Genomic DNA, 26,836 nt, shown 5'->3' on the forward strand with positions numbered 1-26,836 from the left:
TCGGCCCTCAGGCCGACAGGCGGTCACGGCCCTTGGCGCGACGGGTCGAAAGGATGGCGCGGCCGGCGCGGGTACGCATGCGCAGCCGGAAGCCGTGGGTCTTCGCGCGCCGGCGGTTGTTCGGCTGGTAGGTGCGCTTGCTCACGTCAGGCTCTCCGTCTTCGTACGAGCCCCGGTCGGTCGACTACGGGGTCGGATGGTGGTCCGCCCGTCGACCACCGCAACGGGTGGCCCACGGTCGATGCTGCCCGCTGGTGCACGGACCGGCGAGGCGCGGGGTGGCGACCGCGGACAGCAAGCACCCATCACCCTAGCAGAGGGCGAGAGAGCAGCCGCTAAAGCCTACGCACGGGCGCAATGGGCGTCAAACACCGCCGGATCCGTGCCAAAAATTCGGTCAGCAAGGGACGACAAGGCAGGAAGGGGCAGTTTTCGCCGATGTTCGGCCTGCCCGCACCGGTCCGACGGTTGAAGCGTTGTGGAGAACGCTGTTAGCGTGCCCGTTTGCCGGTGAGCGTCAGGGGGCTGTGGCCGCGACCGTGCAAAACTGGACAAGCTAGTCGATCGTTCGACAGGTGAACCCGCGTCAGCGCTGATTCAGCCGGGGGCAGGTAGGACAGGGGTCCGGCGGGAAGCCACAATCAGTCGATACACAGGTTGTGGATAACTTGTGGACGACGGTGCGGTCAACCGCCGGGCATGCCATGTCGTGCCTGTTCGAGAGCGGTAGCAGGCCCGGAACGCGTCGACTGGCAAGACAGCAGCGGCGACCGGGGACGCAGAGGCGATGGGGGTGGCGCGACGGTGGCCGACACGATCGACCTTGCCGCGGTGTGGCTGGCCGCAACCGATGATCTTGCCGACGAAATTATCTCGGCGCAACAGCGCGCGTACCTCCGACTCACCCGCCTGCGCGCCATCGTCGAGGACACGGCACTGCTCTCGGTACCGGACGCGTTCACCCGCGACGTCATCGAGTCCCGGCTCCGCCCGGCCATCACCGACGCGCTCTCCCGCCACCTCGGCCGGGCCATCCAGGTCGCGGTCACGGTCCGACCGCCCGAGGACGGGCAGGGACGGCCGACCGGCACCCTGTACGGCAGCGGCACCCCGAACCCGCCCCCGAGCGGGTACGCCCCGGCGCCCCTCCCGGGTAGCTACGGCCCACCGCCGGAGAGCCCCCGCGACACCGGCCCGATCGACCGGGTGCCCACCGGCTCCGCCCAGTACCCCGCCGCCCCGGTCGAGCCACCCCGGATCGGCCTGATCCCGAGCAGTCGCGACGGCGGTCAGGACACGCTGTTCGGGCCCGGCTACCCGGACCACTCGGGCTACTCCGAGCAGGCGTACCCCGATCCGGCCTACCAGGACGGCTCCTATCCCGATCCGGGCCGGCCCCCGACCCCGCACCAGGAACGGCGCAACCTCGACGACCGGGGTGTCGACCGGAACGCGGGCGGTCCGCACGGCCTCGACCCCCGGCAGCTGGAGCACCGCTACCGGGACGACTCGATCGGTGACTCCGGACCGCGGGTCCTGCCCCGCGACAACGGCACGGACAGCGGACCCGGCCGGGGCAGCGCGCCGATCGACCACCGGCCGGGGGTCCGGGACGACCGCCGACTCGGCGGTGGCATGGACAGCGGAAGCTCCGGTGGCAACCGGCTGAACCCGAAGTACATGTTCGAGACCTTCGTCATCGGTTCGTCGAACCGGTTCGCCCACGCCGCGTCCGTCGCGGTCGCCGAGTCGCCGGCCAAGGCGTACAACCCGCTGTTCATCTACGGCAGCTCGGGGCTGGGCAAGACCCACCTGTTGCACGCCATCGGGCACTACGCCACGACGCTGGGCAACGCCCGCTCGGTGCGGTACGTCTCCACCGAAGAGTTCACCAACGACTTCATCAACTCCCTGCGCGACGACAAGACCAGCGCGTTCCAGCGCCGCTACCGCGACGTCGACATCCTGTTGATCGACGACATCCAGTTCCTGGAGAACCGCGAGCGGACCCAGGAGGAGTTCTTCCACACCTTCAACACGCTGCACAACGCGAACAAGCAGATCGTGATCAGCTCCGACCGCTCGCCCCGGGACCTGGCCACCCTGGAGGACCGGATGCGGACCCGGTTCGAGTGGGGCCTGCTCGCCGACATCCAGCCGCCGGACCTGGAGACGCGGATCGCGATCCTCCAGAAGAAGGCCGCCCAGGAGCGGATGTACGCCCCGCCGGACGTACTGGAGTTCATCGCGTCGCGGGTCTCGAACTCGATCCGGGAGCTTGAGGGCGCCCTGATCCGGGTGACCGCGTTCGCCAGCCTGACCCGGGCCACGGTCGAGCTGTCGCTGGCCGAGGAGGTCCTGCGGGACTTCATCCCGGACGGATCCGGCCCGGAGATCAACGCCGACCAGATCATGGTGTCCACCGCCGACTACTTCGGGGTGAGCCTGGAGGACCTGCGCGGTCAGTCCCGGTCCCGGGTGCTGGTCAACGCCCGCCAGGTGGCCATGTACCTGTGTCGCGAACTGACCGAGCTGTCGCTGCCCCGGATCGGTCAGGCCTTCGGTGGCCGGGACCACACCACGGTGATGCACGCCGACCGCAAGATTCGCCAGCAGATGGCCGAGCGGCGTTCGCTCTACAACCAGATCGCCGAGCTGACGAACCGGATCAAGCAGAGCACCTGAGCGCGTCCGGCGTACCCACGGCAGATGCCTGGACGGGTGTAGCGCGCGTCGCCGGAGGCTGACCGACCCCGTAGGACCGCGTGACCGACCCCACGACAGGTGGGTGGTCCGCCGTGCGCTCGTCCCTCGGGCGGGTACGCCACCGGGTGCGGATCGCCACGCTTATATCGCCACCGAGCCCGCCCGGCCGCGTACGGCTCGGTCTTCCGGGGTGTACGCCGCCGACGAGACGGGCCTGGATCGTGTCGCACGGCGGCCCCGACCGACTCGCCCGACCCCGTACGGCCGGCTCGTCACGCCCGCCGACGACGATCCGGCGGTGGACGGGCGGAAGTTGTCCACACCTTGTTATCCACCGACGGTGGACAACCGGTAGTGCCGGCCCTCCCCGTCGTCCACAACCTGTGGACAACTTCTGGGGAAACCGCTGTGGACAGACACGCTCCGTAGTCGAGTTATCCACGGTTTCCCGAAGCCTGTGGATCGGCTGTTGAAGGTTCTGGGGACGGTGACGATCGATGAGGATTCGGCTGTCCCCAACCCTGGGGAGAAACCCTGGGGAGAACCGGTGGACAACCGGTGGACAACCGTGGACAACTGAGGACGAGCGCCGGGCTGTGGATCGCGGGCCGGGTTTTACCCCAGGTTTTCCCCAGCTAACCCACCGGTGGATAATCCTCTGGCCAGGCCAAACGCCGCCCATCCACAGTTTGCACAACACCGATGAAGACGATGAGTTTTATCTCTAAGACAACAAAAACCAATCATCACCGTTGGGCATTCTGTGGATTCAGCTTCTCGACCGCACCAGAGCCCGGCATCGACCCCGGAACCACCGGGGTCGGACGCACAGCCGATGACATCGCGGCCTAAGGTGCGATGGGGATCCGCACGGTTGGCCGGGCGGGCAGGCAACACCCGGCATGAGACAGTGGTCGCTGACGTCGACGCGGAGGCAATGGCATGAAGTTCCGAGTGGAGCGCGACGCGCTCGCCGACGCCGTGGCCTGGACGGCCAAGAGTCTGCCGAACCGGCCGTCGGTCCCGGTGCTCGCCGGTGTGATGCTGCGGGTTGCCGAGGGCAGCCTGCACGTGTCCGGCTTTGACTACGAGGTGTCCAGCCAGGTGACGGTGGACGTGCAGGCCGACGCCGATGGGGCGGCCCTCGTCTCCGGCCGGCTGCTCGCCGAGATCACCAAGGCGCTGCCGGCCAAGCCGGTGGACATCGCCGCCGTCGGCTCGCACCTGGAACTGGTCTGCGGCAGCGCCCGGTTCACGCTGCCGACGATGCCGGTCGAGGACTACCCCACGCTGCCGGAGATGCCCGCCAGCGCCGGCACCATCGACGCCGCCGCGTTCGCCGCGGCGGTCAGCCAGGTCGCGATCGCCGCCGGCCGGGACGAGACGCTGCCGATGATGACCGGCGTACGGATCGAGCTCAACGGCAGCACGCTGGCGATGCTGGCGACCGACCGTTACCGGCTCGCGCTGCGCGAGATGCAGTGGCAGCCGGACGACCCGGAGATCAGCCTCAACGCGCTGGTGCCGGCCAAGACGCTGCACGACACCGCGAAGACGCTCGGCCCGATCGGCGGCCAGGTGACCATGGCGCTGGCCCAGGGCGCGGCCGGCGAGGGGATGATCGGCTTCGCCGGTGGCACCCGGCGGACCACCAGCCGGCTGCTCGACGGCGCCAACTACCCGCCGGTCCGGTCGCTCTTCCCGAGCAGCCACAACGCCGAGGCGCGGGTCGCGGTGAGCGGGCTGATCGAGGTCGTCAAGCGCGTGTCGCTGGTGGCCGAGCGGACCACGCCGGTGCTGCTGAGCTTCAGCTCGGACGGCCTGGTGGTCGAGGCCGGCGGCACCGAGGACGCGCGGGCGAGCGAGGCGATGGAGGCGACCTTCACCGGTGAGCCACTGACCATCGGCTTCAACCCCGGCTACCTGATCGACGGGCTGCAGAACCTGGGTGCGGCGACGGCGGTGTTCTCCTTCGTCGACGCTTTCAAACCTGCGGTGATCTCTCCTTCGGGAGACGACGGGGAGGTCATCCCCGGCTATCGCTATTTGATCATGCCGATCCGGGTCACTCGCTGACCGGGAACGGTAGAACGTAACTCATAAGGGGACACGGAAATGCAAATCGGCCTGGTAGGGCTCGGTCGGATGGGCGGCAACATGCGCGAACGGTTGCGCGCCGCCGGACACGAGGTGGTCGGTTTCGACCGTGACCCCGGGGTCACCGATGTCGCCGGTCTGGCAGAGCTGGCCGAGAAACTGGCCGCCCCCCGGGTGGTCTGGGTGATGGTCCCGGCTGCGGTGACCGAGGCCACGATCGACGAACTGTCCGGGGTGCTGGCCGCGGGCGACATCGTGGTCGACGGCGGCAACTCGCGGTTCAGCGACGACGCCCCGCGCGCGGAGAAGCTCGACCGGTTCGGTATCGGCTACGTCGACGTCGGCGTCTCCGGCGGCGTCTGGGGCCGGCAGAACGGCTACGGGCTGATGGTCGGCGGCGCGCAGGAACATGTCGACCGGTTGATGCCGATCTTCGAGGCGCTCAAGCCGGCCGGCGAGTTCGGCTTCGTGCACGCCGGCCCGGTCGGCGCCGGTCACTACAGCAAGATGGTGCACAACGGCATCGAGTACGGCCTGATGCACGCGTACGCCGAGGGCTACGAGCTGATGTCCGCCTCCGAACTGGTCACCAACGTGCCGGGCGTGATCAAGTCCTGGCGTGAGGGCACCGTGGTCCGCTCCTGGCTGCTCGACCTGCTCGACCGGGCACTCGACGAGGATCCGGAGCTGGCCCACCTGCGGGGCTACGCCGAGGACACCGGCGAGGGACGGTGGACCGTCGAGGAGGCGATCCGGCTCGGGGTCCCGCTCAACGTGATCACCGCGTCGCTGTTCGCCCGCTTCGTGTCCCGCCAGGACGACTCGCCCGCGATCAAGGCGGTGGCCGCCCTGCGCAACCAGTTCGGCGGCCACGCCATCCACAAGAGCTAGCGTCCGTGTACGTCCGCCGGCTCGAACTGGTCGACTTCCGTTCGTACGAGCGGGTCGAGTTGGATCTGGAGCCGGGCGGGAACGTCTTCGTCGGCCCCAACGGGGTGGGCAAGACGAACCTCATCGAGGCACTGGGCTACGTGGCGACCCTGGCCAGTCACCGGGTCGCCACGGACGCCCCGCTGGTCCGGGTCGGCGCGGGTGCCGCAGTGCTCCGCTGCGCCATCGTGCACGACGGTCGGGAGCTGCTGGTCGAGCTGGAGATCGTTCCGGGCAAGGCCAACCGGGCCCGGTTGGGGCGCTCGCCGGTCCGGCGGGCCCGGGACGTGCTCGGTGCCCTGCGGCTGGTGCTCTTCGCGCCGGAGGATCTGGAACTGGTCCGGGGCGACCCGGCGGAGCGGCGGCGCTACCTGGACGACCTGCTGGTGCTCCGGCAGCCCCGGTACGCCGGGGTCCGGGCCGACTACGAGCGGGTGGTCAAGCAGCGCAACGCGTTGCTGCGGACGTCGTACCTGGCCCGTAAGACCGGCGGGTCGCGGGGCGGGGACCTCTCCACCCTCGACGTCTGGGACGCCCAACTCGCCCGGCACGGCGCGGAACTGCTCGCGGGTCGGCTCGATCTGGTCGCCACCCTGGCGCCGCACGTCACCAAGGCGTACGACGCGGTGGCCGCCGGTCGCGGGGCGGCCGGGATCGCGTACCGGCCCTCGGTCGAGCTGACCGATCCGGTGCCGGACCGGTCGACGCTGGAGGCGGCGTTGGCGGCCGCGCTGGCCGAGTCCCGACCCGGCGAGGTGGAGCGGGGGGTCACCCTGGTCGGCCCGCACCGGGACGAGTTGACTCTCACCCTCGGCCCACTACCGGCCAAGGGGTACGCCAGCCACGGCGAGTCCTGGTCGTACGCGTTGGCGCTGCGGCTGGCCGCGTACGACCTGTTGCGGGCGGACGGCATCGAGCCGGTGCTGGCGCTGGACGACGTGTTCGCCGAGTTGGACGCCGGACGGCGCGAGCGGCTGGCCGAACTCGTCGGCGGGGCCAGTCAGTTGCTGGTCACCTGCGCGGTCGACGACGACGTGCCGAGCCTGCTGCGGGGATCCAGGTACGCGGTGACCGATGGGACGGTCCGACGTGCCGGCTGACCCGAAACCGGACCCTGCTCCGGGGACCGCGCCGAAGGCGAAACCGGCAACGAGGTCGACTCCGGCCAGGACCACTGCCGCCGGGGGCCCCGCGCCCCGTCCCGTTGACGCGCCCCGTCCCGTTGACGCGGCCGGTCCTGCCGAGGTGGCCGGGCAGAGTGGGCCGGAGTTGGCTCGGGCCGTACTCGATGCGGCGCGGGCCCGCCGGGAGACGAACCGGGCTCCGCGTGCGCGCCGGATCGGCGCGGACGCCGACGGGGTGACCGGCGACGACCGGGGCCTGGGCCGCGACGGGCAACCCCGACGGCGGCTGCGGGGTTACTCGGGGCCGGGCCCGGACCCGCGCGACCCGCAACTTCTCGGTACGGTGCTGGCCCGGTTGGTCAAGGCCCGTGGCTGGCAGCAGCCCACGGCGGAGGCGACGGTCTTCGGCGCGTGGGAGAAGGTCGTCGGCCCGGACGTGGCCAAGCACAGCCGTCCGATCAAGCTGGAGAACGGCGAGCTGACGGTGGAGGCGGAGTCGACGGCGTGGGCGACCCAGCTCCGGTTGCTGGCCGGCTCGCTGCTGAAGCGGATCGCCGGCGAGGTCGGCCATAACGTGGTCCGGAAGCTGCATATCCACGGGCCGACGGCACCGTCGTGGTCGCGTGGGCCGCGACGGGTACGGGGGCGTGGCCCACGGGACACATACGGCTGACCGCCGCCGCGCCGCGCCGCCGGGCGGCCGCCCGACCGATGGTCACCGCCGCCGGTGGGCTCGACGCGACCGGTACGGTCCGGTCCCGTTGCCGGGCGAGCGCCAGCCCGGCCGCCACCGAGGCGACCGCCGCGACCGCCCCGGCCAGTACCAGTGTCTGGCGTGGCCCGACGTGTTCGGAGAGCCAGCCGAGCAGCGGTGCCCCGACGGCGGCGGAGATGGCACCGGTGACGCCGACCGCGGCCAGCACCCGGCCCCGCATGATGCCGTCGGTGTCGAGTTGGGCCCGGGTGCCGACGGTGGTGTCGATGATGACGGCGGTCGCCGCGATCGGCAGGATGAACGCGGCGAAGGTCCAGGTGCCGGGTGCCAGGCCGGCGAGGATCTGCAGCAGGCTGGCGAGCACCCCGGCGCCGATCAGGATGCCGTAGCCGAGTTCGCGTCGCTGGGCGGCGACCAGCGCACCGACCACGGTGCCGACGGCGAAGACGGTCGAGAGCATGCCGTAGCCGGAGGCGCCGGCACCGAGTGGACCGTCGCTCATGGCGGCCATGGTCACCTGGTAGTTGCGCCCGAGGCTGCCGAGCACGAAGGCGAGCGCGAGCATGGTCAGCACCAGCGGCTGCCCGCGCAGGTACGCGAAGCCGGCCCGTACGCCCCCGGTGTCGGCCGGTGCCGCGATGTCGGGCGACCGCGGTTCGGGGGTGTGCAGGTCCCGTTGCCGGATGGCGAGCAGGGCGAGCACCACGGCGGCGAAGCTGACGGCGTTGATGGCGAACAGCGGGGCGGGGCCGGCGGCGGCGACCACCACGGCACCGACGCTCATGCCCAGGATCCGGCCGGCCGAGTTGGTCAGCGAGCCGAGCGCGAGGGCGTTGCCGAGGGTGGCGCGGTCGACCAGGGTGGAGCCCCAGCGGCCCATCACCGGCCCCTCGACGGCCGAGACCGCGCCGCTGACCAGCGAGATCGCGTAGATGACCGGTAGTCCGCCGGTGTGCGACCAGGCCACGGTCGCCAGACCCAGGGCGAGCGCGGTGTGCATGATCTGGGTGCCGATCAGCAGCGGCCGGGCCGGCAGCCGGTCGGCGAGCGCCCCGCCCCAGGTGCTGAGCAGCAGGGTCGGTACGGCCTGGAGCAGCACCGCCCAGCCCATCGAGGTCACCGAACCGGTCGCCTGGAGCACGAACCAGTTGATGCCGAGTACCTGCATCCAGGTGCCGATGATCGACACGAAGCCGGCACCGGCCCAGATGCGGTAGTTGCGGTGGCGCAGAGCAGCGAATGTGGCGCGCATGGCCGCGAGCCGACCCCCCTCGAACGGCGGCGACGGACGCGCACCAGATCCGAACTGTCGCCGGCTCTCGGCGACAACGCGCAATCCTGACTCAGGAGGTAGCGGATCGTTTACTTCCAGTGATGGAGTTCATGCCCCGTGGAGGCCCGCGCCGACCTGGGCGAACGCGGACCGGGGCGCGGTGGCTCAGGAGTCGGGGTAGGGCTCAGGAGTCGGCGTACACGGCGAAGCCGCGGTCGGCGCAGCGCCGGTAGAAGCCGGCGAGCACGCTCAGCTCGGACCGGACGAAGCTCCACTGCGGGGCCGCGCCGGACTCGTCGCGCAGGGCGTCGAGCCGGCCGTCCAGCCAGCGCAACTGCTGCTCGGCGAGCCGCCCGTCGGCCAGCGCCGACCGAAGCACCGCACCGACCGTGTCGAAGGTCACCAGATCGCCGTACCGGCGGTGGCCGTCGACGAAGCGTTCGAGGCCGCCGGCGATCCAGGCGCAGCCGTCCGGATCGATCACCGGGTCCTCGTCCTCGGCCGCGGCCTCTGTGGCGTACAGCACACCGTTGAGTCCGAGCAGAAGATCGACAAGCTCGGTGTACGCGGTCGCGCGTACCGTTCCGGTCTTGGCGATGTGCCCGGCCAGGGCGGCGGTCGGGGCGGCCACCTCGGGGGCGTCGGCGAGGTCGCCGAAGTCGACGAAATCGGCCGGGGCCACCGGATCGTAGAAGCGGCCGGTACGCGGCCAATGCACCGCGACGTTGTCCAGCCCCATCGGGCGTCACCTTCCTGAGCACGTACCGAACCGGCCGTCCGAGGCGCGGCGACAGCGACGCAAAGTTACGGCACGGCGAGCCGTTCGCGCGACCCCCGCGCCCAAGATCCGGCTGCGGGTCGAGCGCGGCGGCGCGGAGCGGCCTTGATCCGACCGCTGGCGTGTGGGGGAGGTCGCGGTAGGCGGGGTGCGGCCGGCTACGGAGGTCTGAGGTGGGTCCGCAGGGGTGCCGCGTACTGGTTCTGTCGTCTCGGCACAGTAGGATTGACATCGAGACGAGGACACGGTGTGGAGCGACGACGCGGGCCAGAGCGGCCTGGGCCACCAGTCCGCACCGGGTCTGAGCCGATCGCGATCCGCGGGCATCCGCGGCGACCGGCGCTTTCGGCCGTATCCGCAGATCAATCGTGGTGCCGGCCTGTGCGCTGAGTCGCGTGCCCGCCAAACCCGCGCCCGCCGCGCCCTGGTGCCCGGATGGTGCGAGAAAGTGGCCAAGGTGGCAACGCAGGACAAGCAGGAATACGGTGCCGGGTCGATCCAGGTGCTCGAGGGCCTGGAGGCGGTTCGCAAGCGGCCCGGTATGTACATCGGATCGACCGGCGAGCGCGGTCTGCACCACCTGGTCTGGGAGGTCGTCGACAACGCGGTCGACGAGGCCCTCGCCGGATACTGCGACACCATCGAGGTGACGCTGCTCGCCGACGGCGGCGTGCGGGTGGTCGACAACGGCCGTGGTTTCCCGGTCGACCTCCACCCCACGCTGAAAAAGCCGGGCGTCGAGGTGGCGCTGACCATCCTGCACGCGGGCGGCAAGTTCGACGGCAAGGCGTACGCGGTCTCCGGTGGTCTGCACGGCGTGGGTGTCTCGGTGGTCAACGCGCTCTCCGTCCGGATGGCGCTGGAGATCCACAAGGACGGCTTCGTCTGGCGGCAGCAGTACCACAACTCCAAGCCGACGCCGCTGGAGAAGGGTGAGAGCACCAACCTCACCGGCTCCTCGGTGGCGTTCTGGCCGGACCCGACGATCTTCGAGACGATCGAGTTCACCTTCGAGACCATCTACCGCCGGCTCCAGGAGATGGCGTTCCTCAACCGGGGCCTGACCATCCAGCTGCGCGACGAGCGGGTCCAGGAGGACGACGGCAAGCCGCGTGAGGTGACCTTCTGCTACAAGGGCGGTATCTCCGACTTCGTCCGGCACCTGAACGCCTCGAAGAGCCCGATCCACAAGACGGTGGTCGAGTTCGGGGCCGAGGAAGAGGGCATGTCGGTCGAGATCGCCATGCAGTGGAACGAGTCCTACGGCGAGTCGGTCTACACCTTCGCCAACACGATCAACACCCACGAGGGCGGTACCCACGAGGAGGGCTTCCGGGCCGCGTTGACCGGTGTGGTCAACAAGTACGGCCTGGAGAAGAAGTTCCTCAAGGGTGACGAGAAGCTCTCCGGCGAGGACGTACGCGAGGGGCTGGCCGCGATCATCTCGGTCAAGCTGTCGAACCCGCAGTTCGAGGGGCAGACCAAGACCAAGCTGGGCAACACCCCGGTGAAGAGCTTCGTGCTGCGGGTCTGCAACGAGTGGCTGGTGGACTGGTTCGAGCGCAACCCGGCCGAGGCCAAGCTGATCATCACCAAGGCGACCCAGGCGTCGCGGGCCCGGATCGCCGCGCAGCAGGCGCGCAAGCTGGCCCGGCGCAAGTCGCTGCTGGAGTCCGGCTCGATGCCGGGCAAGCTGGCCGACTGCCAGTCGACCGACCCGCGCGAGTCCGAGGTGTTCATCGTCGAGGGTGACTCCGCCGGTGGTTCGGCCAAGCAGGGGCGCGATCCGCGTACCCAGGCGATCCTGCCGATCCGCGGCAAGATCCTCAACGTGGAGAAGGCCCGGATCGACCGGGTGCTGAAGAACAACGAGGTCCAGGCGCTGATCACGGCGCTGGGCACTGGCATCCACGACGACTTCGACATGGAGAAGCTGCGCTACCACAAGGTCGTGCTGATGGCCGACGCGGACGTGGACGGCCAGCACATCCAGACCCTGCTGCTGACGCTGCTGTTCCGCTTCATGCGGCCGCTGGTCGAGATGGGGCACGTCTACCTGGCCGCCCCGCCGCTCTACAAGATCAAGTGGAACAAGAAGGGCGACGACGCCCAGTACGCCTACTCCGACCGGGAACGGGACGGGCTGATCGCGCTGCGGCAGCAGAAGAAGCCCAACGCGCGGCCGGACGACATCCAGCGGTTCAAGGGTCTGGGCGAGATGAACTACCCGGAACTCTGGGAGACCACGATGAACCCGGCAACGCGTACGCTGCGTCAGGTCACGCTCGACGACGCTGCAACCGCTGACGAGTTGTTCAGCGTCCTGATGGGTGAGGACGTGGAGGCACGACGGTCGTTCATCCAGCGAAATGCGAAGGATGTCCGGTTCCTTGACATTTAGGGTCTGACCCCGTACATCGGGGTCTTCCCGGTTGTGTCCTGGTTTCCGGGTGACCGACGGTGGACATCAGGGTGACCGGTGGGTGTATGGAGACTTGAATCCACATGGTTATCCACAGCTTCGACGGTTTCCACAGCCGTTATCCACAGGTAAAGCGGCTAATTAGTCTGATAAGGGTTGACAGTGACGGATACTCCCGAGTCCTTCGATAGCGAGCCGGTCGATCCGGCTGCCGCCGTCGCGGCGGTGGTCCAGCACGACCGCATCGAGCCGGTGGGGCTCGAGGTGGAGATGCAGCGGTCCTACCTCGACTACGCGATGAGCGTGATCGTCGGTCGCGCGCTGCCGGACGTACGGGACGGACTCAAGCCCGTACACCGCAAGATCCTCTACGCGATGTTCGACTCCGGCTACCGCCCCGACCGCGGGTACGTGAAGTGCTCCCGGGTCGTCGGCGACGTGATGGGTCAGTTCCACCCGCACGGGGACTCCTCCATCTACGACGCGCTGGTCCGGATGGCCCAGCCCTGGTCGCTGCGCTACCCGCTGGTCGACGGCAACGGCAACTTCGGCTCGCCCGGCAACGACCCCGCCGCCGCCATGCGGTACACCGAGTGCAAGCTCGACCCGCTGGCGATGGAGATGCTCCGGGACATCGACGAGGACACCGTCGACCTCCAGGACAACTACGACGGCCGGGCCAAGGAACCGACAATCCTGCCGTCCCGGATCCCGAACCTGCTGCTCAACGGCTCCGAGGGCATCGCGGTCGGGATGGCCACCAAGATCCCGCCGCACAACCTGCGGGAGATCGGCGCCGCGGTGCAGTGGTGCCTGGAGAACCCGGACGTCGACGAGGCGACCACGCTCGACGCGCTGATCGAGATCGTCAAGGGGCCGGACTTCCCCACCCACGGGCTGATCGTCGGGCACCAGCCGATCCAGGACGCGTACCGGACCGGGCGTGGCTCGATCCGGATGCGCGCCGTGGTCGACGTGGAGGAGGACAAGAAGGGGCGGGCCTGCCTGGTCGTCACCGAGCTGCCCTACCAGGTCAACCCGGACAACCTGGCCGAGCGGATCGCCGAGCTGGTCAAGGAGGGCAAGCTCGCCGGCATCGCCGACATCCGGGACGAGTCCTCCGGGCGTACCGGTATGCGGATCGTGCTGGTGCTCAAGCGCGACGCGGTCGCCAAGGTGGTGCTGAACAACCTCTACAAGCACACCCAGCTCCAGGAGACCTTCGGCGCCAACATGCTGGCGCTGGTCGACGGGGTGCCGCGCACGCTGAACCTGGCCCAGTTCATCCGGTACTACGTCGAGCACCAGGTCGAGGTGATCCGCAGGCGGACCGCGTACCGGCTGCGCAAGGCCGAGGAGCGGGCACACATCCTGCGCGGTCTGGTCAAGGCGCTCGACGCGCTCGACGACGTGATCGCGCTGATCCGGCGCTCGCCCACCGTCGAGGAGGCCCGGCAGGGCCTGGTCGCGCTGCTGACGATCGACGAGATCCAGGCGACCGCGATCCTCGACATGCAGCTGCGTCGGCTCGCCGCGCTGGAGCGTCAGAAGATCATCGACGAGTTGGCGAAGATCGAGATCGAGATCGCCGACTACAAGGACATCCTGGCCAAGCCGGAGCGGCAGCGGAAGATCGTTTCCGAGGAGCTCGGCGAGATCGTGGCGAAGTGGGGCGACGAGCGGCGTACCAAGATCCTGCCGTTCGACGGCGAGGTCTCGATGGAGGACCTGATCGCCCGCGAGGACGTCGTGGTCACCATCACCCGTACCGGTTACGCCAAGCGCACCAAGGTCGACCTGTACCGGTCGCAGCGCCGGGGCGGTAAGGGTGTCAGTGGTGCGACCCTGCGCCAGGACGACATCGTCAGCCACTTCTTCGTCTGCTCGACGCACAACTGGATGCTCTTCTTCACCAACAAGGGCCGGGTCTACCGGGCCAAGGCGTACGAGCTGCCGGAGGCGAGCCGTACGGCAAAGGGCCAGCACGTGGCCAACCTGCTCGCCTTCCAGCCGGACGAGCAGATCGCCCAGGTCATCCAGATCCCGGACTACCAGGTCGCGCCCTACCTGGTGCTGGCGACGCAGAAGGGCCTGGTCAAGAAGACCAAGCTGGAGGAGTTCGACTCCAACCGCTCCGGCGGCATCATCGCGATCAACCTGCGCGACGAGGACGAGCTGGTCGGCGCGGCGCTTGCCGGACCCGAGGACGATCTCCTGCTGGTGTCCAAAAAGGCACAGGCGATCCGGTTCAACGCCACCGACGAGGCACTGCGGCCGATGGGCCGGGCCACCTCGGGCGTGATCGGGATGCGCTTCACCGACGACGACGTCCTGTTGGCCATGGAGGTGGTCACCGACGGGATGGACGTCCTGGTGGCAACGAACGGCGGGTACGCAAAACGTACGCCGATCGAGGAATATCCGGTCCAGGGCCGGGGAGGAAAGGGTGTGCTGACCGCGAAGATCACCGAGCGACGTGGTGGACTGGTCGGCGCAGTGGTGATCAGTCCGGACGACGAGTTGTTCGCGATCACCAGTAACGGCGGCGTCATCCGGACTCCGGTGAAGCCTGTACGCCGTACACGCGATCGGAACACAATGGGGGTCAAGCTTATGGACCTCCCGGATGGTGTGACGATCGTGGCCATTGCTCGCAATGCCGACGAGCCTGACGAACAGGACTAGTTGATGACGGAGACACAGGCGAAGTCGGGGAGTGCGGGGACCTCGGCCAACCCGGTCGACGAGGAGGCCGCCGCAGGCGGCGCACCAGCGACCGGCCGCGCGGCCGTCGGCCGGGCGGTAGTCCCCGCCGACGCACCGTCGCCGAAGTTCACCCGGGCCCCCGGCATGCCACCCCCGCCGGACCAGCCCGGCGGGGAATCGGGCAGCCGTCCGGCCGAGGCATCCGGCACCGAGGGCGGCTCGCCCTCGACCCCGGCGTCCGGACCGACAGCCGACGCGACGGCGCCGGCCAGCGGCCCGCCGTCCGTCGATCGATCGAGCCAGAGTCGGCCGAGTGGTCAGAGCCGGCCGGGCGCGCAGACCAGACCGTCGATGCCGGACCGCTCCGGCGGCCCGACATCGGGACAGACCGCCGGGGGGCAGAGTATGCCGGGTATGTCCGTGCTGGGTCAGCCGGCGTCCGGCGTACCCACGGGTGGATCGGGTGGTTCCGACGAGACACGGGCGACCGGAACGGCCCGCCCCAATCCGGGCGGCGGCCCGGCCCGTACGTTCGGTGGCGCCGCCGCCGTCGGTGCGGCCCGGGTCAGCGAGGCCGTACGGTCGGCCCGCAGTGCGGTCGGCTCCGCCGCCTCGCGGGGGCCGCGACGGGCCCGGCTGAACCTCAAGCGGATCGACCCGTGGTCGGTCATGAAGTTCTCGTTCGCGGTGTCGCTGGTGCTCTTCGTCGTCGTGATCGTGGCAACCTCGGTGCTCTACCTCGCGCTGGACGCGATGGGCGTGTTCGAGAGCGTCAACAGCAGCCTGACCGACCTGATCAACGCCGGTGGCGGGCAGAGCGACAACGCCCTGAAGATCACTGCCAAGGGCGTGATCCTCAGCTCGGCGCTGATCGGGCTGGTGAACGTGGTGCTCTTCACCGCGCTCGCCACGCTCGGCGCGTTCGTCTACAACGTCTGCGCCGACCTGGTCGGCGGGATCGAGTTGACCCTCGCCGAGCGCGACTGACAACGTGCTGACGCCGGGGCGCCGCAGGTATTGCGGTGGCCCCGGCGTTTCGTTTTCGGTAGCGTCTGCGACGACCGCAGGGTTGCCGGTAACAGTTGTTACCGCAGGTCAGCATGGGGGTCAGCCCCCGAGTTGGGACATGGCCCGCAGGTACGGTAACCTTGCTCGTCGCAAGGGGCTATAGCTCAGTCGGTTAGAGCGCAGAGCTGATAACTCTGAGGTCGCTGGTTCGATTCCAGCTAGCCCCACTTTCAGATCCGACAGCAGTCGAGCGTGAGGGACTGTCATGTTCAAGAAGCTTCTGATCCTCGCCAGCGTTGTCGGTGTGGCGGCCCTGATCGTCAAGAAGGTCAAGGAATCCAACGACGAGCGGGCCCTGTGGCACGAGGCCACCACCGCGCCCGACCTGCGATAGTCGTTCGATCGGGGTTGCCCGACCCGGCGGCTCACCGCCGCCCCCCAGGGGCCATAGCTCAACTGGCAGAGCACTGCCTTTGCAAGGCAGGGGTTAGGGGTTCGAGTCCCCTTGGCTCCACCAGCACTTCCACGCGTCGACCCTGGGTACGAGTACGACCAGGGCCCGCTTTCCTGACGGCAATACCGATTCCCCGACCACGCCGAATTCGATAGCGGGAACCAGTCGGAGACAGCCGCCTTTCCGGACCTGCCGCTGGTGAAGTGTCTTCGACGCGGGTCAGCCGGACGGGGTGCCGACGCGGGCCAGATCGAGCAGTTCGTCCACCGACCACTGGTCGTAGGCGTGGTCGCCGTACTTGGCGGCGAGCACCCGACCGTCGCCGTCGAGCAGGAAATCGGCCGGCAGACCGATCCGGCCGCCGGTCGGATCGGTCGAGGGCAGCGGCTGCCCGCGCCGGGCGACCCTCACCAGGTCGAGTGCGATCGAGCCGACGATGGGTCCCCAGGCCCTCGGGTCGAGCAGTGCCCGGCGCGCGGCCTCCACCCCGAACATGCGGTACCACCGCCGGTCCGGGTCGGCGATCACCGCGAACGGAAGGTCGACGGTGTGCTGCCGCAGTTCGTCCGTCTCGGAGTGGAAGAAGACCACCTCGCGTACGCCGGCCGCCTCGATCTCCGCGTGCCGGCGGGCCACCGAACGCAGGTGCAGGTTGCAGACCGGGCAACCGGCGAACCGCCGGAACTGGAGGTGGACGAGCCGGTCCGGGGCGGGTACGGCGATCGGCTCACCGTCGACCGTGACCAGTTCGAGTGGTGCGACGAGGTGTCCGGGCGGTAGTCGACGGGCGTTGTCCCTGGACATGGTCGTTCCTCTCGTAGGCGTACGGCGTACTCCTACGAGCGTAAGCGTATGGCGTACGCTGTCAAGGCCATGCCTCGTCCGAAGTCCCTCACCCACGAGCGGATCGCCGCCGCCGCGCTCGCCGTGATCGACCGCGCCGGTCTGGACACCCTGTCGATGCGTACGGTCGCGCTCGAACTCGGCACCGGCACCATGTCGCTCTACCGCTACGTCGAGGACCGCGAGCAACTCGAACAACTCGTCGTCGACCTGGTGCTGCGCGACCTCGACCCGGTTCCGCCGGCCGGTCCGTGGGCCGGGCGGGTCACCGTACTGTTCGAGCGGATCCGGGAGGCGGTCGGCGCACACCCCGCCGTCGTACCGCTGTTCCTCACCCACCGGCACCGCAACCCGCGCGTCATGGCCTGCGGCGAGGCGCTGCTCGGCATCCTGACCGACGCGGGCTTCCACGACCGGCAGCGGGTCATCGCCTTCCGTACGTTGATCGGTTACCTGGTCGGCGCGCTCAGCGCCGCACGGTTCGGCCCGCTCTCCGGGCCGGGCACCGTCGTGCTGGCGGAGTTGCCGCCGACCCCGTTCCCGCTGCTCGCCGAGACCGCCCGCACCGCCCGCGAGATCCCCGTCGCGGAGGAGTTCGGCGGCGGGCTCGCCATCGTGCTGGCCGGACTCGGGGCGCTCACCGCGCCCTGACCGGCTACCCGGTCACTGCGGACTCTCGGCCGGCCACTGCGGCATCCGGTCCTCACCGACGGCGGTGAACAGGGCCCGGACCCCGACCGGGTCGAGTTTGCGCCCACTTCAGGCGTCGAACATCTGATCTCCCGCTGACAAATGTCATGGTCAGGTGATGACGCGCGGCCGATCGGGACCGCCGCCCGACGGCGCAGCCTTGTCGCATGACGCGATCAACCACCGCCGTGCCGACCGCCCGGTCGGCGGCGACCGGTGCCGACAGCCCCGCCGTGGAGCTGACCGGACTGACCAAGACCTTCGGCCCGGTCACCGCCGTCAACGGCCTCAGCCTGCGCATCGAGCCCGGCGAGGTGGTGGCCTTCCTCGGCCCGAACGGCGCCGGCAAGACGACCACCATCGACCTGCTGCTCGGCCTCGCCCGGCCGACCTCGGGCAGCGTACGGGTCTACGGGCAGGCCCCCGCCGACGCGATCGGGCAGGGCCGGATCGCCGCGGTGATGCAGACCGGTGGGCTGCTCAAGGACCTGACCGTGGCCGAGACGGTACGGATGACCGCCACCTTCTTCACCCACGCCCGCCCGGTCTCCGAGGTGCTCGACCGGGCCGGGATCGCCGGCATCGCCGACCGGCGGGTCGGCAAGTGCTCGGGCGGCCAGCAACAGCGGCTCCGGTTCGCCCTGGCGCTGCTCTCCGACCCGGACCTGATGGTGCTGGACGAGCCGACCACCGGGATGGACGTCGAGGGGCGGCGGGACTTCTGGGCCGCCATCCGGCAGGACGCGCGAGCGGGCCGGACGATCCTGTTCGCCACCCACTACCTGGAGGAGGCGGACGCGTACGCCGACCGGATCGTGCTGATCCGGCAGGGGCGGATCGTGGCCGACGGCACCAGTGCCGAGATCAAGAACCTGGCCGCCGGCCGGCTGGTCCGGGCCACGCTGCCCGGTGCCGACCAGGTACGGCTCGCCGCGCTGCCGGGCGTCGACTCGGTGGAGGTACGCGGCGACACCGTACTGCTGCACGCCACCGACTCGGACGCGGTCGCCCGGTACCTGCTCGGCAGCACCGACGCGCGGGACCTGGAGATCACCTCGCGCAACCTGGAGGACGCGTTCATCGCCCTCACCGCCGCCGGGACCGCTCCGGCCCGAGCCGCGAACGCGGTGCCGGAGCCCGGCGCGGCGTCCACCGCCACCACTGAAGCCGGGAGGAACCGATGACCAGCACCGCCACCCCGCCCCTGCGGGCCGTACCCCGGCAGCGTCCGGCACTCGGCGGCTTCACGACGACGTTCCTGCTGCTGGAGATTCGTCGGGTGCTGCGCAACCGCCGTACGATGATCTTCGTCCTGGTGATGCCGGCGGTCTTCTTCCTCCTGCTCGGCCTGCCGCAACGCGGACAGACGCTGGACAGCGGATCCCCGGTCACCGGCTACATCATGATCAGCCTGGCGGTGTACGGCGCCATGGTCGCCACGACCAGCAGCGGCGGCATGGTCGCGGTCGAACGCGCACTGGGCTGGAGCCGGCAACTGCGGCTCACCCCGCTGCGCCCGGCCGCGTACGTGACCACGAAGGTGCTCACCGCGATGGCGCTCGGCCTGGTCGCGGTCGTGGTCGAGTTCGCCGTCGGCAGCCTGTCCGGCGTACGGATGCCGCTGCACGTATGGCTCCTCGCCGGGCTCGCCGCCTGGCTCGGCTCACTGGTCTTCGCCGCCTTCGGACTCTTCGTCGGCTACCTCGCCCCGGCCGAGAACGTGATGCAGTTCCTCGGCCCGATCCTCGCCATCCTCGCCCTGTTCGGCGGCCTCTTCGTGCCGCTGGAGGTGCTGCCGCAGGCCATGCAGGAGATCGCCAAGTTCACCCCCGTGTACGGCGTCGGCGAGATCGCCCGCAGCCCACTGACCGGCTCCGGCTTCACCCTGGCCGCCGTCGGGAACGTCCTGGCCTGGACCGTCGCCTTCGGCTTCGGCGCGGCCCGTCTGTTCCGCCGGGACACCCAGCGGGTATGACCGGCGATCCGGCGGCCCGCGCCACCGCCGTGGCTAGGGTGGGCTGGTGACCTCCCCGCCCCACTCGGCCCGGTGGTGGCCCGGCCGCAAGGCCCGGCGGGACCTCGGCTGGGTGGTCGGCGCGATCTGGCTCGTCTACCTGGGCCAGCCGATCGGTTCCGCCTGGCACCACCCGCCGGGAGTCGCCCGGGACCTGGCGGTCGGCGCGCTCGCCGGGTTCGGCCTCGGCTACGTGCTCATCTTCGTGCTGGTGGTCCAGGCCCGGCACCGCCTCCGGGGCGCCGGCACCCCGGACACCTGGGGACTGCTCTCTCCCCGGCTGAGCTGGGCACTGCTCGCCCTGCTGCTCTGCCTCGGCCTGCTCGCCATCCCCGGTGCCGGAGCGGACTGGCTGGTCACGATCGTCTACCTGGCCACCGCGACGGTGCTGCTGCTGCCCCGGCGTACCGCCCTGCTGGTGGTCGCCGTACTGGCGGCGGTCGCGGCCGCCGCCCCGCTGGCCGTACCGGCCTGGCGCAGCCAGTCCGACCTGGTCTTCGCCGTTCTGCTGGCCGCGTTCGCCACCTTCGGGGTGACCCGGCTGGCCGAGCGGAACACCGACCTGCTCAACGCGCAACGGGAGATCCACCGGCTGGCGGTCGCCGGGGAACGGGCCCGCGCCGCCCGCGACCTGCACGACATCCTCGGCCACTCGCTGACCGTGGTCGCGGTCAAGGCCGAACTCGCCGGCCGACTGCTGGAGGTCGACCCGGCCCGGGCGGCCGTCGAGATCGCCGACGTGGAGCGGCTGGCCCGCGAGGCGCTGGCCGACGTACGCAGCACCGTCGGGGCGTACCGTGAGGTCACCCTGGCCGGCGAACTGGCCGGCGCCCGTGCGGCGCTGGACGCGGCGGACATCCGGGCCGACCTGCCGGTCACGGTTCCCGAACTGCCACCCGGCCGGGCCGAGTTGTTCGGCTGGGCGGTCCGGGAAGGGGTGACCAACGTGGTACGACACAGCGGCGCCCGGCGCTGCACCATCCGGCTCGGCCCGGACCACGTCGAGGTGCTCGACGACGGCCGGGGCCCGGTCACCGGCACCGACCCGGACCGACCGGCCACCGGACCGGACCCCGCGTACGGCGGCCACGGCCTGGTCGGGCTCCGCGAACGCGCCGACCAGGCCGGCGGACGGGTCACCATCGGCCGGGGTACGGGTGGCCGGGGCTTCCGCCTCCGCGTCGACCTCGACGGATCCGGGGTGGGTCGTGACTGAGCCGACAAGGATTCGGGGTGGGTCGTGACCGAGCCGATCCGGTTGCTGCTCGCCGACGATCAGGCGCTGGTCCGGGGCGCCCTGGCCGCGCTGCTCTCCCTCGAACCCGACCTGACCGTGGTCGCCGAGGTCGGGCGCGGTGACGAGGTGCTCGACGCGGCCCGGCGTACCGGCCCCGACGTGGCGCTGCTCGACGTGGAGATGCCCGGACTCGACGGGATCGCCGCCACCGCCGCCCTGCGGACCGGCGTTCCCGGCTGCCGGGTGCTGGTGGTCACCACCTTCGGTCGGCCCGGCTACCTGCGCCGGGCGATGGAGGCCGGGGCGGACGGATTCGTGGTCAAGGACACCCCGGCCCGGCAACTCGCCGACGCCGTCCGCCGGGTGCACGCCGGGCTGCGCGTGGTCGACCCGACGCTGGCCGCGGAAACCCTGGCCAGCGGCGTCAGTCCGCTCACGGAACGGGAGACCGAGGTGTTGCGGGCGGCCAGGGGCGGTGGTGCGGTGGCCGTACTCGCGGCGACGCTGCACCTGTCCGAGGGGACCGTACGCAACCACCTCTCCGCCGCGATCGGCAAGACCGGGGCGCACAACCGGACCGAGGCGGTCCGGATCGCCGAGCAGAACGGCTGGCTGCTCGGCGACTGAGCGCCGTCCACCGGCGTCGCAGCTCTGGCCCTCGATTCATGCACATGGTGTGATACGTCGAGTTCAGGACCGGGATCGAACGCGGCGGAAGCGAGGCGGACCAGTGGGTCAGGAAGTACGCGGGGTCATCTCCAGGGCCAAGGGCATGCCGGTGGAGGTCGCCACGATCGTGGTGCCCGACCCCGGACCGGGTGAGGCGGTGGTCCGGGTACAGAGCTGCGGGGTCTGCCACACCGATCTGCACTACCGCGAGGGCGCCATCAACGACGACTACCCGTTCCTGCTCGGCCACGAGGCGGCCGGGATCGTGGAGCAGGTCGGCGCGGGGGTCACCGACGTGGCGCCGGGCGACTTCGTCGTGCTGAACTGGCGGGCGGTCTGCGGCGACTGCCGGGCCTGCAACAAGGGCAAGCCCTGGTACTGCTTCAACACCCACAACGCCAAGCAGAAGATGACCCTCACCGACGGCACCGAACTGTCGCCGGCCCTGGGCATCGGCGCGTTCGTGGAGAAGACCCTGGTCCACGCCGGACAGTGCACGAAGGTCAACCCGGCGGCCCGACCGGCCGCCGTCGGCCTGCTCGGCTGCGGGGTGATGGCCGGTCTCGGCGCGGCGATGAACACCGGCGGGGTGACCCGCGGCGACTCCGTCGCGGTGATCGGCTGCGGTGGCGTCGGCGACGGTGCGGTGGCCGGTGCGGTACTGGCCGGCGCGACCACGATCATCGCGGTCGACACCGACCCCCGGAAGCTGGAATGGGCGCGCGGATTCGGCGCCACCCACACCGTCAACGCGCGCGAGACCGACCCGGTCGAGGCGATCAAGGCTCTGACCGGCGGGTTCGGTGCCGACGTGGTGGTCGACGCGGTCGGCCGCCCGGAAACCTGGCAACAGGCGTTCTACGCCCGCGACCTGGCCGGCACGGTGGTCCTGGTCGGGGTGCCGACACCGGAGATGAAGGTGCCCGAGCTGCCGCTGCTGGACGTCTTCGGGCGCGGTGGCGCGCTGAAGTCGAGCTGGTACGGCGACTGCCTGCCCAGCCGCGACTTCCCCCTGCTCACCGAGCTGTACCTACAGGGCCGGCTCGACCTGGACAGCTTCGTCACCGAGGAGATCGCGCTCGACCGGGTCGAGGAGGCGTTCACCCGGATGCACCGGGGCGACGTACTCCGTTCGGTGGTGGTCTTCTGAGACGAGCACGAGTGCGTGATCATCGACGCCCCGCACGACGTGGCGGCGATCGTACGCGCGGTCGGCGACCGCCGGGTACGGGCGATCCTCGCCAGCCATGCCCACGGCGACCACGTACGGGTGGCGCCGGACCTGGCCGAGGCGACCGGTGCACCGGTGCTGCTGCACCCCGCCGACCGGGTGCTCTGGGTCGCCCCGATCCGGGACCGGCTGCTCGGGCTGCCATCGGAGACGGTGGTGCACACCGGCCACGGCGACTCCACGACGATCGGCGCCGAGGCGCCGCACCTGGAGGAGTGGCTGGCCTGAGGGCACTGACCCGCGTGCTGTCGCCGACCGGTGCCGCTCAGGCGTTGAGGTAGGTGAGCACGGCCAGCACCCGCCGGTTGTCGTCGTCGGAGGGCGGCAGGCCGAGCTTGCCGAAGATGCTGTTGATGTGTTTGCTGATCGCCTTCTCGGTGACGAAGAGTCGGCTGGCGACGGCGGCGTTCGAGCGTCCCTCGGCCATCAGGCCGAGGACCTCGCGCTCGCGCGGGGTCAGCTCGGCGAGCGGTTCGTCACCGGTGTGCCGGGCCATCAACTGGGCGACCACCTCGGGGTCCATGACGGTGCCGCCGGCCGCGACCCGACGTACCGCGTCGACGAACTGCCCCACATTGGACACCCGGTCCTTCAGCAGGTAACCCACCCCGCCGCCACGGTCGGAGAGCAGTTCGCGGGCGTAGAGCTGCTCGACGTGCTGGGACAGGACCAGCACCGGCAGTCCGGGCAGCTGCGCACGGGCCTGGATCGCGGCCTGCAACCCCTCGTCGGTGAAGGTCGGCGGCAGCCGTACGTCGATCACCGCCACGTCGGGCCGGTGGGTGGTCAGCGCCGGCAGCAGGGCCGGACCGTTGTCGACCGCCGCGACCACCTCGAACTCGAACGCGGTGAGCAGCCGGGTCAGGCCGTCCCGGAGAAGGGCAAGGTCTTCGGCGATGACAACTCGCACGTGAGCTCCATGGTGACGACGGTGGGTCCACCGGGCGGGCTGGTGACGCTCATCGTGCCATCGAACGCCGCCAGCCGACGCCCGATACCGCTCAGGCCGGTGCCCCGAACGGGGTCGGCGCCACCGGCCCCGTCGTCGCCCACCACGACGACGAGCCGGCCGTCGCTGTAGGTCAGCTCGATCCACGCCGTCCGGGCCCGGCTGTGCTTGGTCACGTTGGCGAGCGCCTCGGCGACGGCGAAGTACATCGCCGACTCGACCGGTGCCGCCGTTCGTCCGGGCAGGTCGGCCCGGACCCGTACGGGCATCGGCACGGCAAGGGCGAGTGCCTGTACGGCACCGCTCAGGCCGCGCTCGGCGAGCACCGGCGGGTGGATGCCGCGTACCAGGTCGCGAAGCTCCACCAGGGCCCGGCCGCTGGCCTCCCGGGCCTCTCCCAGCAGCCGTTGGGCGGCCTGCGGGTCCCTCCCGACCAGCTCCTCAGCCAACCCGATCGTCATGCCGACCGCCACCATCCGGGCCTGGGCGCCGTCGTGCAGGTCCCGTTCGATCCGGCGCAGCTCGGCGGCCTGCGCGTCGACCGTGTCCGCGCGGCTGTCGGTCAGGTCCCGTACCCGTCGGGTCAGCGCGGCGGCCCGGGTCGGAGCGAGCAGCCAGCGGGCGAACAGGGCGTGTGCGCGCAGCGCCAGCGGTGCCACCGCCAACCCGGTGGCCAGGATGAGCACCCCCTGCGGGAAGACGAGCAGCCTCGTGGCCGGGTCGTCGACGGGCCAGGTGGCGCCGTAGCCGAACGGGCCGAGCACCACCCCGAGCAGGACCGGTTCGAGTACGACGCCGAGCAGGCCGTACAGGACGAGGAGGGTGGGAACGAGCCCGAGCACCACGCCCACCGGGATCTCCAGCAGCAGCCAGAGCAGGTCACGCCAGGTCGCCGGGTCGGTGACCGTGAACCGGTAACGCTGCCGGATGTTCTGTCGCCCGGTCGGCACCGGCCGGTAGGGGACCGGGATCGGGACCTGCGCCCAGGTGCCGGCGCGGTGACGTCGCAGGTTGGCGACCCGGCGTACGGCGGCCGTGACCACCGGTACGGCGACCAACCCGACGCCGAGCACCGTGGTGACGATCGACAGCACCGAGAGCACGAACAGGAGGATGTTCGCGGTGACGGCGAGGACGGCGTGGGGTAGCCCGCGCAGGGCGGCGAGGAGTCCGTGTCGCCCCCACGGCCGCAGCGACCGGATCCACGAATGCAGAGTCTGAGTGGCCATGTGGCCAGTGTGGACGGTACCGGTCGGGAGATCAGTGGTGTTAGCACCACCGGGCTTCGGGAGGTGTCACCCCTGTGTCCGCCGGCCGGATCGGATTGGCTCGAAGCCATGAACGTAACGAGTGTTCTCCGCCGGGCCGTACGCGGCCTGGCCGCCATCTCCATCGTCCTCACCAGCACGGCCATCGGCGTCGGTACCGCCTCGGCGGGATCAGCGGACGCCGGGCGGGACCCGGCCGTGGTCCGTACCGACAGCGGTCCGGTGCGCGGGGTGGTCAGCGCGGACCACCGCTCCTTCCTGGGCATCCCGTACGCGGCACCGCCGGTGGGCGAGCTGCGTTGGTCCTCGCCGCGACCACCGGCGACCTGGTCCGGGGTACGAGACGCGACCGTTGCCGGTGCCGCCTGCGCCCAACCCGCCGGGGTCCCGATGGGCCGCCCGAGCACCGCCGAGGACTGCCTCTTCGTCAACGTGACCACACCCGCCCGGACCACGGGCAAGCGGCTGCCGGTGATGGTCTGGCTGCACGGCGGCAGCCTGAAGTACGGTGCCGGCGACGTCTACGGCGCCCGGTCCCTGGCGGTACGGGGCGACGTGATCGTCGTATCGGTCAACTACCGGCTGGGCATGCTGGGGTTCCTGGCCCATCCGGCCCTCGACGCCGGTACGGCCGCTTCCGGCAACTTCGGCCTGGAGGACCAGCAGGCGGCGCTGCGTTGGGTACGCCGCAACGCAGCCGCATTCGGGGGCGACCCGCGCAACGTCACCCTGTTCGGCGAGTCGGCCGGCAGCTTCAGCATCTGCGCCCACCTGGCCTCCCCCGCCTCGGCCGGGCTGATGCACCGGGTGATCATGCAGAGCGGTCCGTGCACCACGGGCTGGTCGCCGTCGACGCCGTCGTCGCCCCGGCCACGGCAGACCGCCGAGCGGGAAGGGCTCTCGGTGGCGCAGGACCTCGGCTGCTCCGATCCGGCCACCGCCGCGGCCTGTCTGCGCCGTACGGATGTGACCGAGGTGCTGGAGAAGGGCGACCGGATCGAGTTCGGTCCGGTGCTCGGCGGTCCGGTGCTGCCCGTCGACCCGGCCCGCGCGCTGGAGAGTGGGCACTTCAACCGGGTGCCGGTGATGCACGGAAGCAACCGGGACGAGGAGCGCCTGCGGGTGTGGGGCATGGAGGTGTCCGGCGACAACTGCGCACGAGGGGTGCCGTCGATTCCCGGTCGGCCCGAAGAGTGCCCGCTGACGGTGGACCAGTACCACGCCCAGTTGGACGAGCTGTTCGCCGACGACGCGCAGCGGGTGCGGGACCGCTACCCGAGCGGGTCGTACGCCTCACCGAGCCTCGCGCTGGGTGCCGTGTTGACCGACTCGATCTGGTCCCGGCCGGCTCTCGACACGGCGAAGACCCTGGCCCGGCACACCCCCACGTACGCCTACGAGTTCGCCGACGACCGGGCACCCTTCTTCGTCGGTGCGAACCCGCCCAGCTTCCCCCTCGGCGCGTTCCACACCGCCGAACTGCCCTACCTGTTCGACGTCGACTACGCGGAGCCGCTCGGCGACGTACAGGCCCGGTTGGGTGAGCAGATGATCGGCTACTGGACGCGGTTCGCGCGTACCGGTAACCCGAACGGCGGGGGTGCACCGCACTGGTCGGAGTTCTCCGGTCGGTGGGTGCAGTCCCTGGCGCCGGACGTCATCCGGCCGGTCGACTTCGGCCAGGCGCACCGGTACGACTTCTGGCGCTCGCTCGACGACTGA

At 70.6% G+C, this 26,836-nt stretch carries 22 protein-coding genes, 2 tRNA genes and 1 pseudogene; 19 read left to right on the plus strand and 6 right to left on the minus strand.

All coding sequences use genetic code 11. The features are described from left to right. Positions 1 to 7: 7 nt before the first annotated feature. The gene (gene rpmH, locus ACZ6QQ_RS00940) at positions 8 to 145 is read right to left on the minus strand and encodes a 50S ribosomal protein L34 (RefSeq protein WP_091249168.1); all 138 of its coding nucleotides are present in this window, start codon (positions 143 to 145) and stop codon (positions 8 to 10) included. 554 nt (positions 146 to 699) lie between these two features. Here rpmH and dnaA point away from each other — a divergent pair. The 5 genes from dnaA (at position 700) to ACZ6QQ_RS00965 (ending at position 7,530) form a co-directional block, all read left to right on the plus strand. Continuing rightward, the gene (gene dnaA, locus ACZ6QQ_RS00945) at positions 700 to 2,685 is read left to right on the plus strand and encodes a chromosomal replication initiator protein DnaA (protein WP_465873235.1); all 1,986 of its coding nucleotides are present in this window, start codon (positions 700 to 702) and stop codon (positions 2,683 to 2,685) included. 963 nt (positions 2,686 to 3,648) lie between these two features. Continuing rightward, on the plus strand, positions 3,649 to 4,782 hold the full coding sequence (gene dnaN / locus ACZ6QQ_RS00950) for a DNA polymerase III subunit beta (protein WP_465873236.1): 1,134 nt from the start codon (positions 3,649 to 3,651) through the stop codon (positions 4,780 to 4,782). 39 nt (positions 4,783 to 4,821) lie between these two features. Beyond that, entirely contained in the window at positions 4,822 to 5,694 is an 873-nt protein-coding gene (gene gnd, locus ACZ6QQ_RS00955; protein WP_465873237.1) for a phosphogluconate dehydrogenase (NAD(+)-dependent, decarboxylating), read from the plus strand. Positions 5,695 to 5,699: 5 nt separating this feature from the next. After that, positions 5,700 to 6,833: a DNA replication/repair protein RecF gene (recF, locus tag ACZ6QQ_RS00960; protein WP_465873239.1), complete on the plus strand. Its 1,134-nt coding sequence runs from the start codon at positions 5,700 to 5,702 to the stop codon at positions 6,831 to 6,833. Continuing rightward, positions 6,808 to 7,530, plus strand: coding sequence for a DciA family protein (locus ACZ6QQ_RS00965; RefSeq protein ID WP_465873240.1), 723 nt, complete (start codon positions 6,808 to 6,810; stop codon positions 7,528 to 7,530). The genes recF and ACZ6QQ_RS00965 overlap by 26 nt, the downstream gene beginning before the upstream one ends. Positions 7,531 to 7,672: 142 nt before the next feature. Here the strand turns inward: ACZ6QQ_RS00965 and ACZ6QQ_RS00970 are convergent. Then, a pseudogene (locus ACZ6QQ_RS00970) lies at positions 7,673 to 8,824 on the minus strand (MFS transporter); the annotation flags it as partial. A gap of 205 nt (positions 8,825 to 9,029) precedes the next feature. Beyond that, complete coding sequence (locus ACZ6QQ_RS00975; protein ID WP_465873241.1) at positions 9,030 to 9,584, minus strand: hypothetical protein; 555 nt, start codon at positions 9,582 to 9,584, stop codon at positions 9,030 to 9,032. A 496-nt stretch (positions 9,585 to 10,080) separates the two neighbouring features. Here ACZ6QQ_RS00975 and gyrB point away from each other — a divergent pair, with 496 nt between their 5' ends. The 6 genes from gyrB to ACZ6QQ_RS01005 all read left to right on the plus strand — a co-directional run bounded on the left by gyrB (position 10,081) and on the right by ACZ6QQ_RS01005 (position 16,276). Further along, positions 10,081 to 12,024: a DNA topoisomerase (ATP-hydrolyzing) subunit B gene (gyrB, locus tag ACZ6QQ_RS00980; protein ID WP_465873243.1), complete on the plus strand. Its 1,944-nt coding sequence runs from the start codon at positions 10,081 to 10,083 to the stop codon at positions 12,022 to 12,024. A gap of 183 nt (positions 12,025 to 12,207) precedes the next feature. Continuing rightward, positions 12,208 to 14,730 carry a DNA gyrase subunit A gene (gene gyrA, locus ACZ6QQ_RS00985; protein ID WP_465873245.1) on the plus strand — a complete coding sequence of 841 codons (2,523 nt, stop codon included), beginning with the start codon at positions 12,208 to 12,210 and terminating at the stop codon, positions 14,728 to 14,730. A gap of 3 nt (positions 14,731 to 14,733) precedes the next feature. Beyond that, complete coding sequence (locus ACZ6QQ_RS00990) at positions 14,734 to 15,738, plus strand: DUF3566 domain-containing protein (protein WP_465873246.1); 1,005 nt, start codon at positions 14,734 to 14,736, stop codon at positions 15,736 to 15,738. 174 nt (positions 15,739 to 15,912) lie between these two features. Then, positions 15,913 to 15,986: transfer RNA gene (locus tag ACZ6QQ_RS00995), tRNA-Ile, on the plus strand. Between the two features lie 38 nt (positions 15,987 to 16,024). Next, entirely contained in the window at positions 16,025 to 16,153 is a 129-nt protein-coding gene (locus ACZ6QQ_RS01000; RefSeq protein ID WP_465873248.1) for a DLW-39 family protein, read from the plus strand. 47 nt (positions 16,154 to 16,200) lie between these two features. After that, positions 16,201 to 16,276: transfer RNA gene (locus ACZ6QQ_RS01005), tRNA-Ala, on the plus strand. Between the two features lie 156 nt (positions 16,277 to 16,432). On the opposite strand, the gene ACZ6QQ_RS01010 is transcribed toward ACZ6QQ_RS01005, so the two are convergent. Beyond that, positions 16,433 to 17,017 carry a peroxiredoxin-like family protein gene (locus ACZ6QQ_RS01010; RefSeq protein WP_465873249.1) on the minus strand — a complete coding sequence of 195 codons (585 nt, stop codon included), beginning with the start codon at positions 17,015 to 17,017 and terminating at the stop codon, positions 16,433 to 16,435. Positions 17,018 to 17,086: 69 nt separating this feature from the next. Between ACZ6QQ_RS01010 and ACZ6QQ_RS01015 the strand changes: the two genes are divergently transcribed. The 7 genes from ACZ6QQ_RS01015 (at position 17,087) to ACZ6QQ_RS01045 (ending at position 23,125) form a co-directional block, all read left to right on the plus strand. Further along, entirely contained in the window at positions 17,087 to 17,707 is a 621-nt protein-coding gene (locus ACZ6QQ_RS01015) for a TetR/AcrR family transcriptional regulator (protein WP_465873250.1), read from the plus strand. A gap of 206 nt (positions 17,708 to 17,913) precedes the next feature. Beyond that, the gene (locus ACZ6QQ_RS01020; RefSeq protein WP_465873252.1) at positions 17,914 to 18,930 is read left to right on the plus strand and encodes an ABC transporter ATP-binding protein; all 1,017 of its coding nucleotides are present in this window, start codon (positions 17,914 to 17,916) and stop codon (positions 18,928 to 18,930) included. After that, complete coding sequence (locus ACZ6QQ_RS01025; protein ID WP_465873253.1) at positions 18,927 to 19,721, plus strand: ABC transporter permease; 795 nt, start codon at positions 18,927 to 18,929, stop codon at positions 19,719 to 19,721. The genes ACZ6QQ_RS01020 and ACZ6QQ_RS01025 overlap by 4 nt, the downstream gene beginning before the upstream one ends. Before the next feature lie 46 nt (positions 19,722 to 19,767). Beyond that, on the plus strand, positions 19,768 to 20,976 hold the full coding sequence (locus ACZ6QQ_RS01030) for a sensor histidine kinase (RefSeq protein ID WP_465873254.1): 1,209 nt from the start codon (positions 19,768 to 19,770) through the stop codon (positions 20,974 to 20,976). Positions 20,977 to 21,000: 24 nt separating this feature from the next. Continuing rightward, positions 21,001 to 21,624: a response regulator gene (locus ACZ6QQ_RS01035; protein ID WP_465873256.1), complete on the plus strand. Its 624-nt coding sequence runs from the start codon at positions 21,001 to 21,003 to the stop codon at positions 21,622 to 21,624. A gap of 103 nt (positions 21,625 to 21,727) precedes the next feature. After that, entirely contained in the window at positions 21,728 to 22,816 is a 1,089-nt protein-coding gene (locus tag ACZ6QQ_RS01040) for an S-(hydroxymethyl)mycothiol dehydrogenase (protein ID WP_465873257.1), read from the plus strand. Between the two features lie 15 nt (positions 22,817 to 22,831). Then, a complete protein-coding gene (locus ACZ6QQ_RS01045) occupies positions 22,832 to 23,125 on the plus strand; it encodes an MBL fold metallo-hydrolase (protein WP_465873259.1) in 294 nt (97 codons plus the stop codon). 37 nt (positions 23,126 to 23,162) lie between these two features. On the opposite strand, the gene ACZ6QQ_RS01050 is transcribed toward ACZ6QQ_RS01045, so the two are convergent. Together ACZ6QQ_RS01050 and ACZ6QQ_RS01055 are read right to left on the minus strand one after the other, a co-directional pair. Beyond that, positions 23,163 to 23,807: a response regulator gene (locus tag ACZ6QQ_RS01050; protein WP_465873260.1), complete on the minus strand. Its 645-nt coding sequence runs from the start codon at positions 23,805 to 23,807 to the stop codon at positions 23,163 to 23,165. Further along, positions 23,759 to 25,075: a sensor histidine kinase gene (locus tag ACZ6QQ_RS01055; protein WP_465873262.1), complete on the minus strand. Its 1,317-nt coding sequence runs from the start codon at positions 25,073 to 25,075 to the stop codon at positions 23,759 to 23,761. Before ACZ6QQ_RS01055 ends, ACZ6QQ_RS01050 begins: the two co-directional genes overlap by 49 nt. 108 nt (positions 25,076 to 25,183) lie before the next feature. On the opposite strand from ACZ6QQ_RS01055, the gene ACZ6QQ_RS01060 reads away from it, so the two are divergent. Beyond that, the gene (locus ACZ6QQ_RS01060) at positions 25,184 to 26,836 is read left to right on the plus strand and encodes a carboxylesterase/lipase family protein (RefSeq protein ID WP_465873264.1); all 1,653 of its coding nucleotides are present in this window, start codon (positions 25,184 to 25,186) and stop codon (positions 26,834 to 26,836) included.

Source organism: Micromonospora sp. NPDC049529, assembly GCF_055586685.1.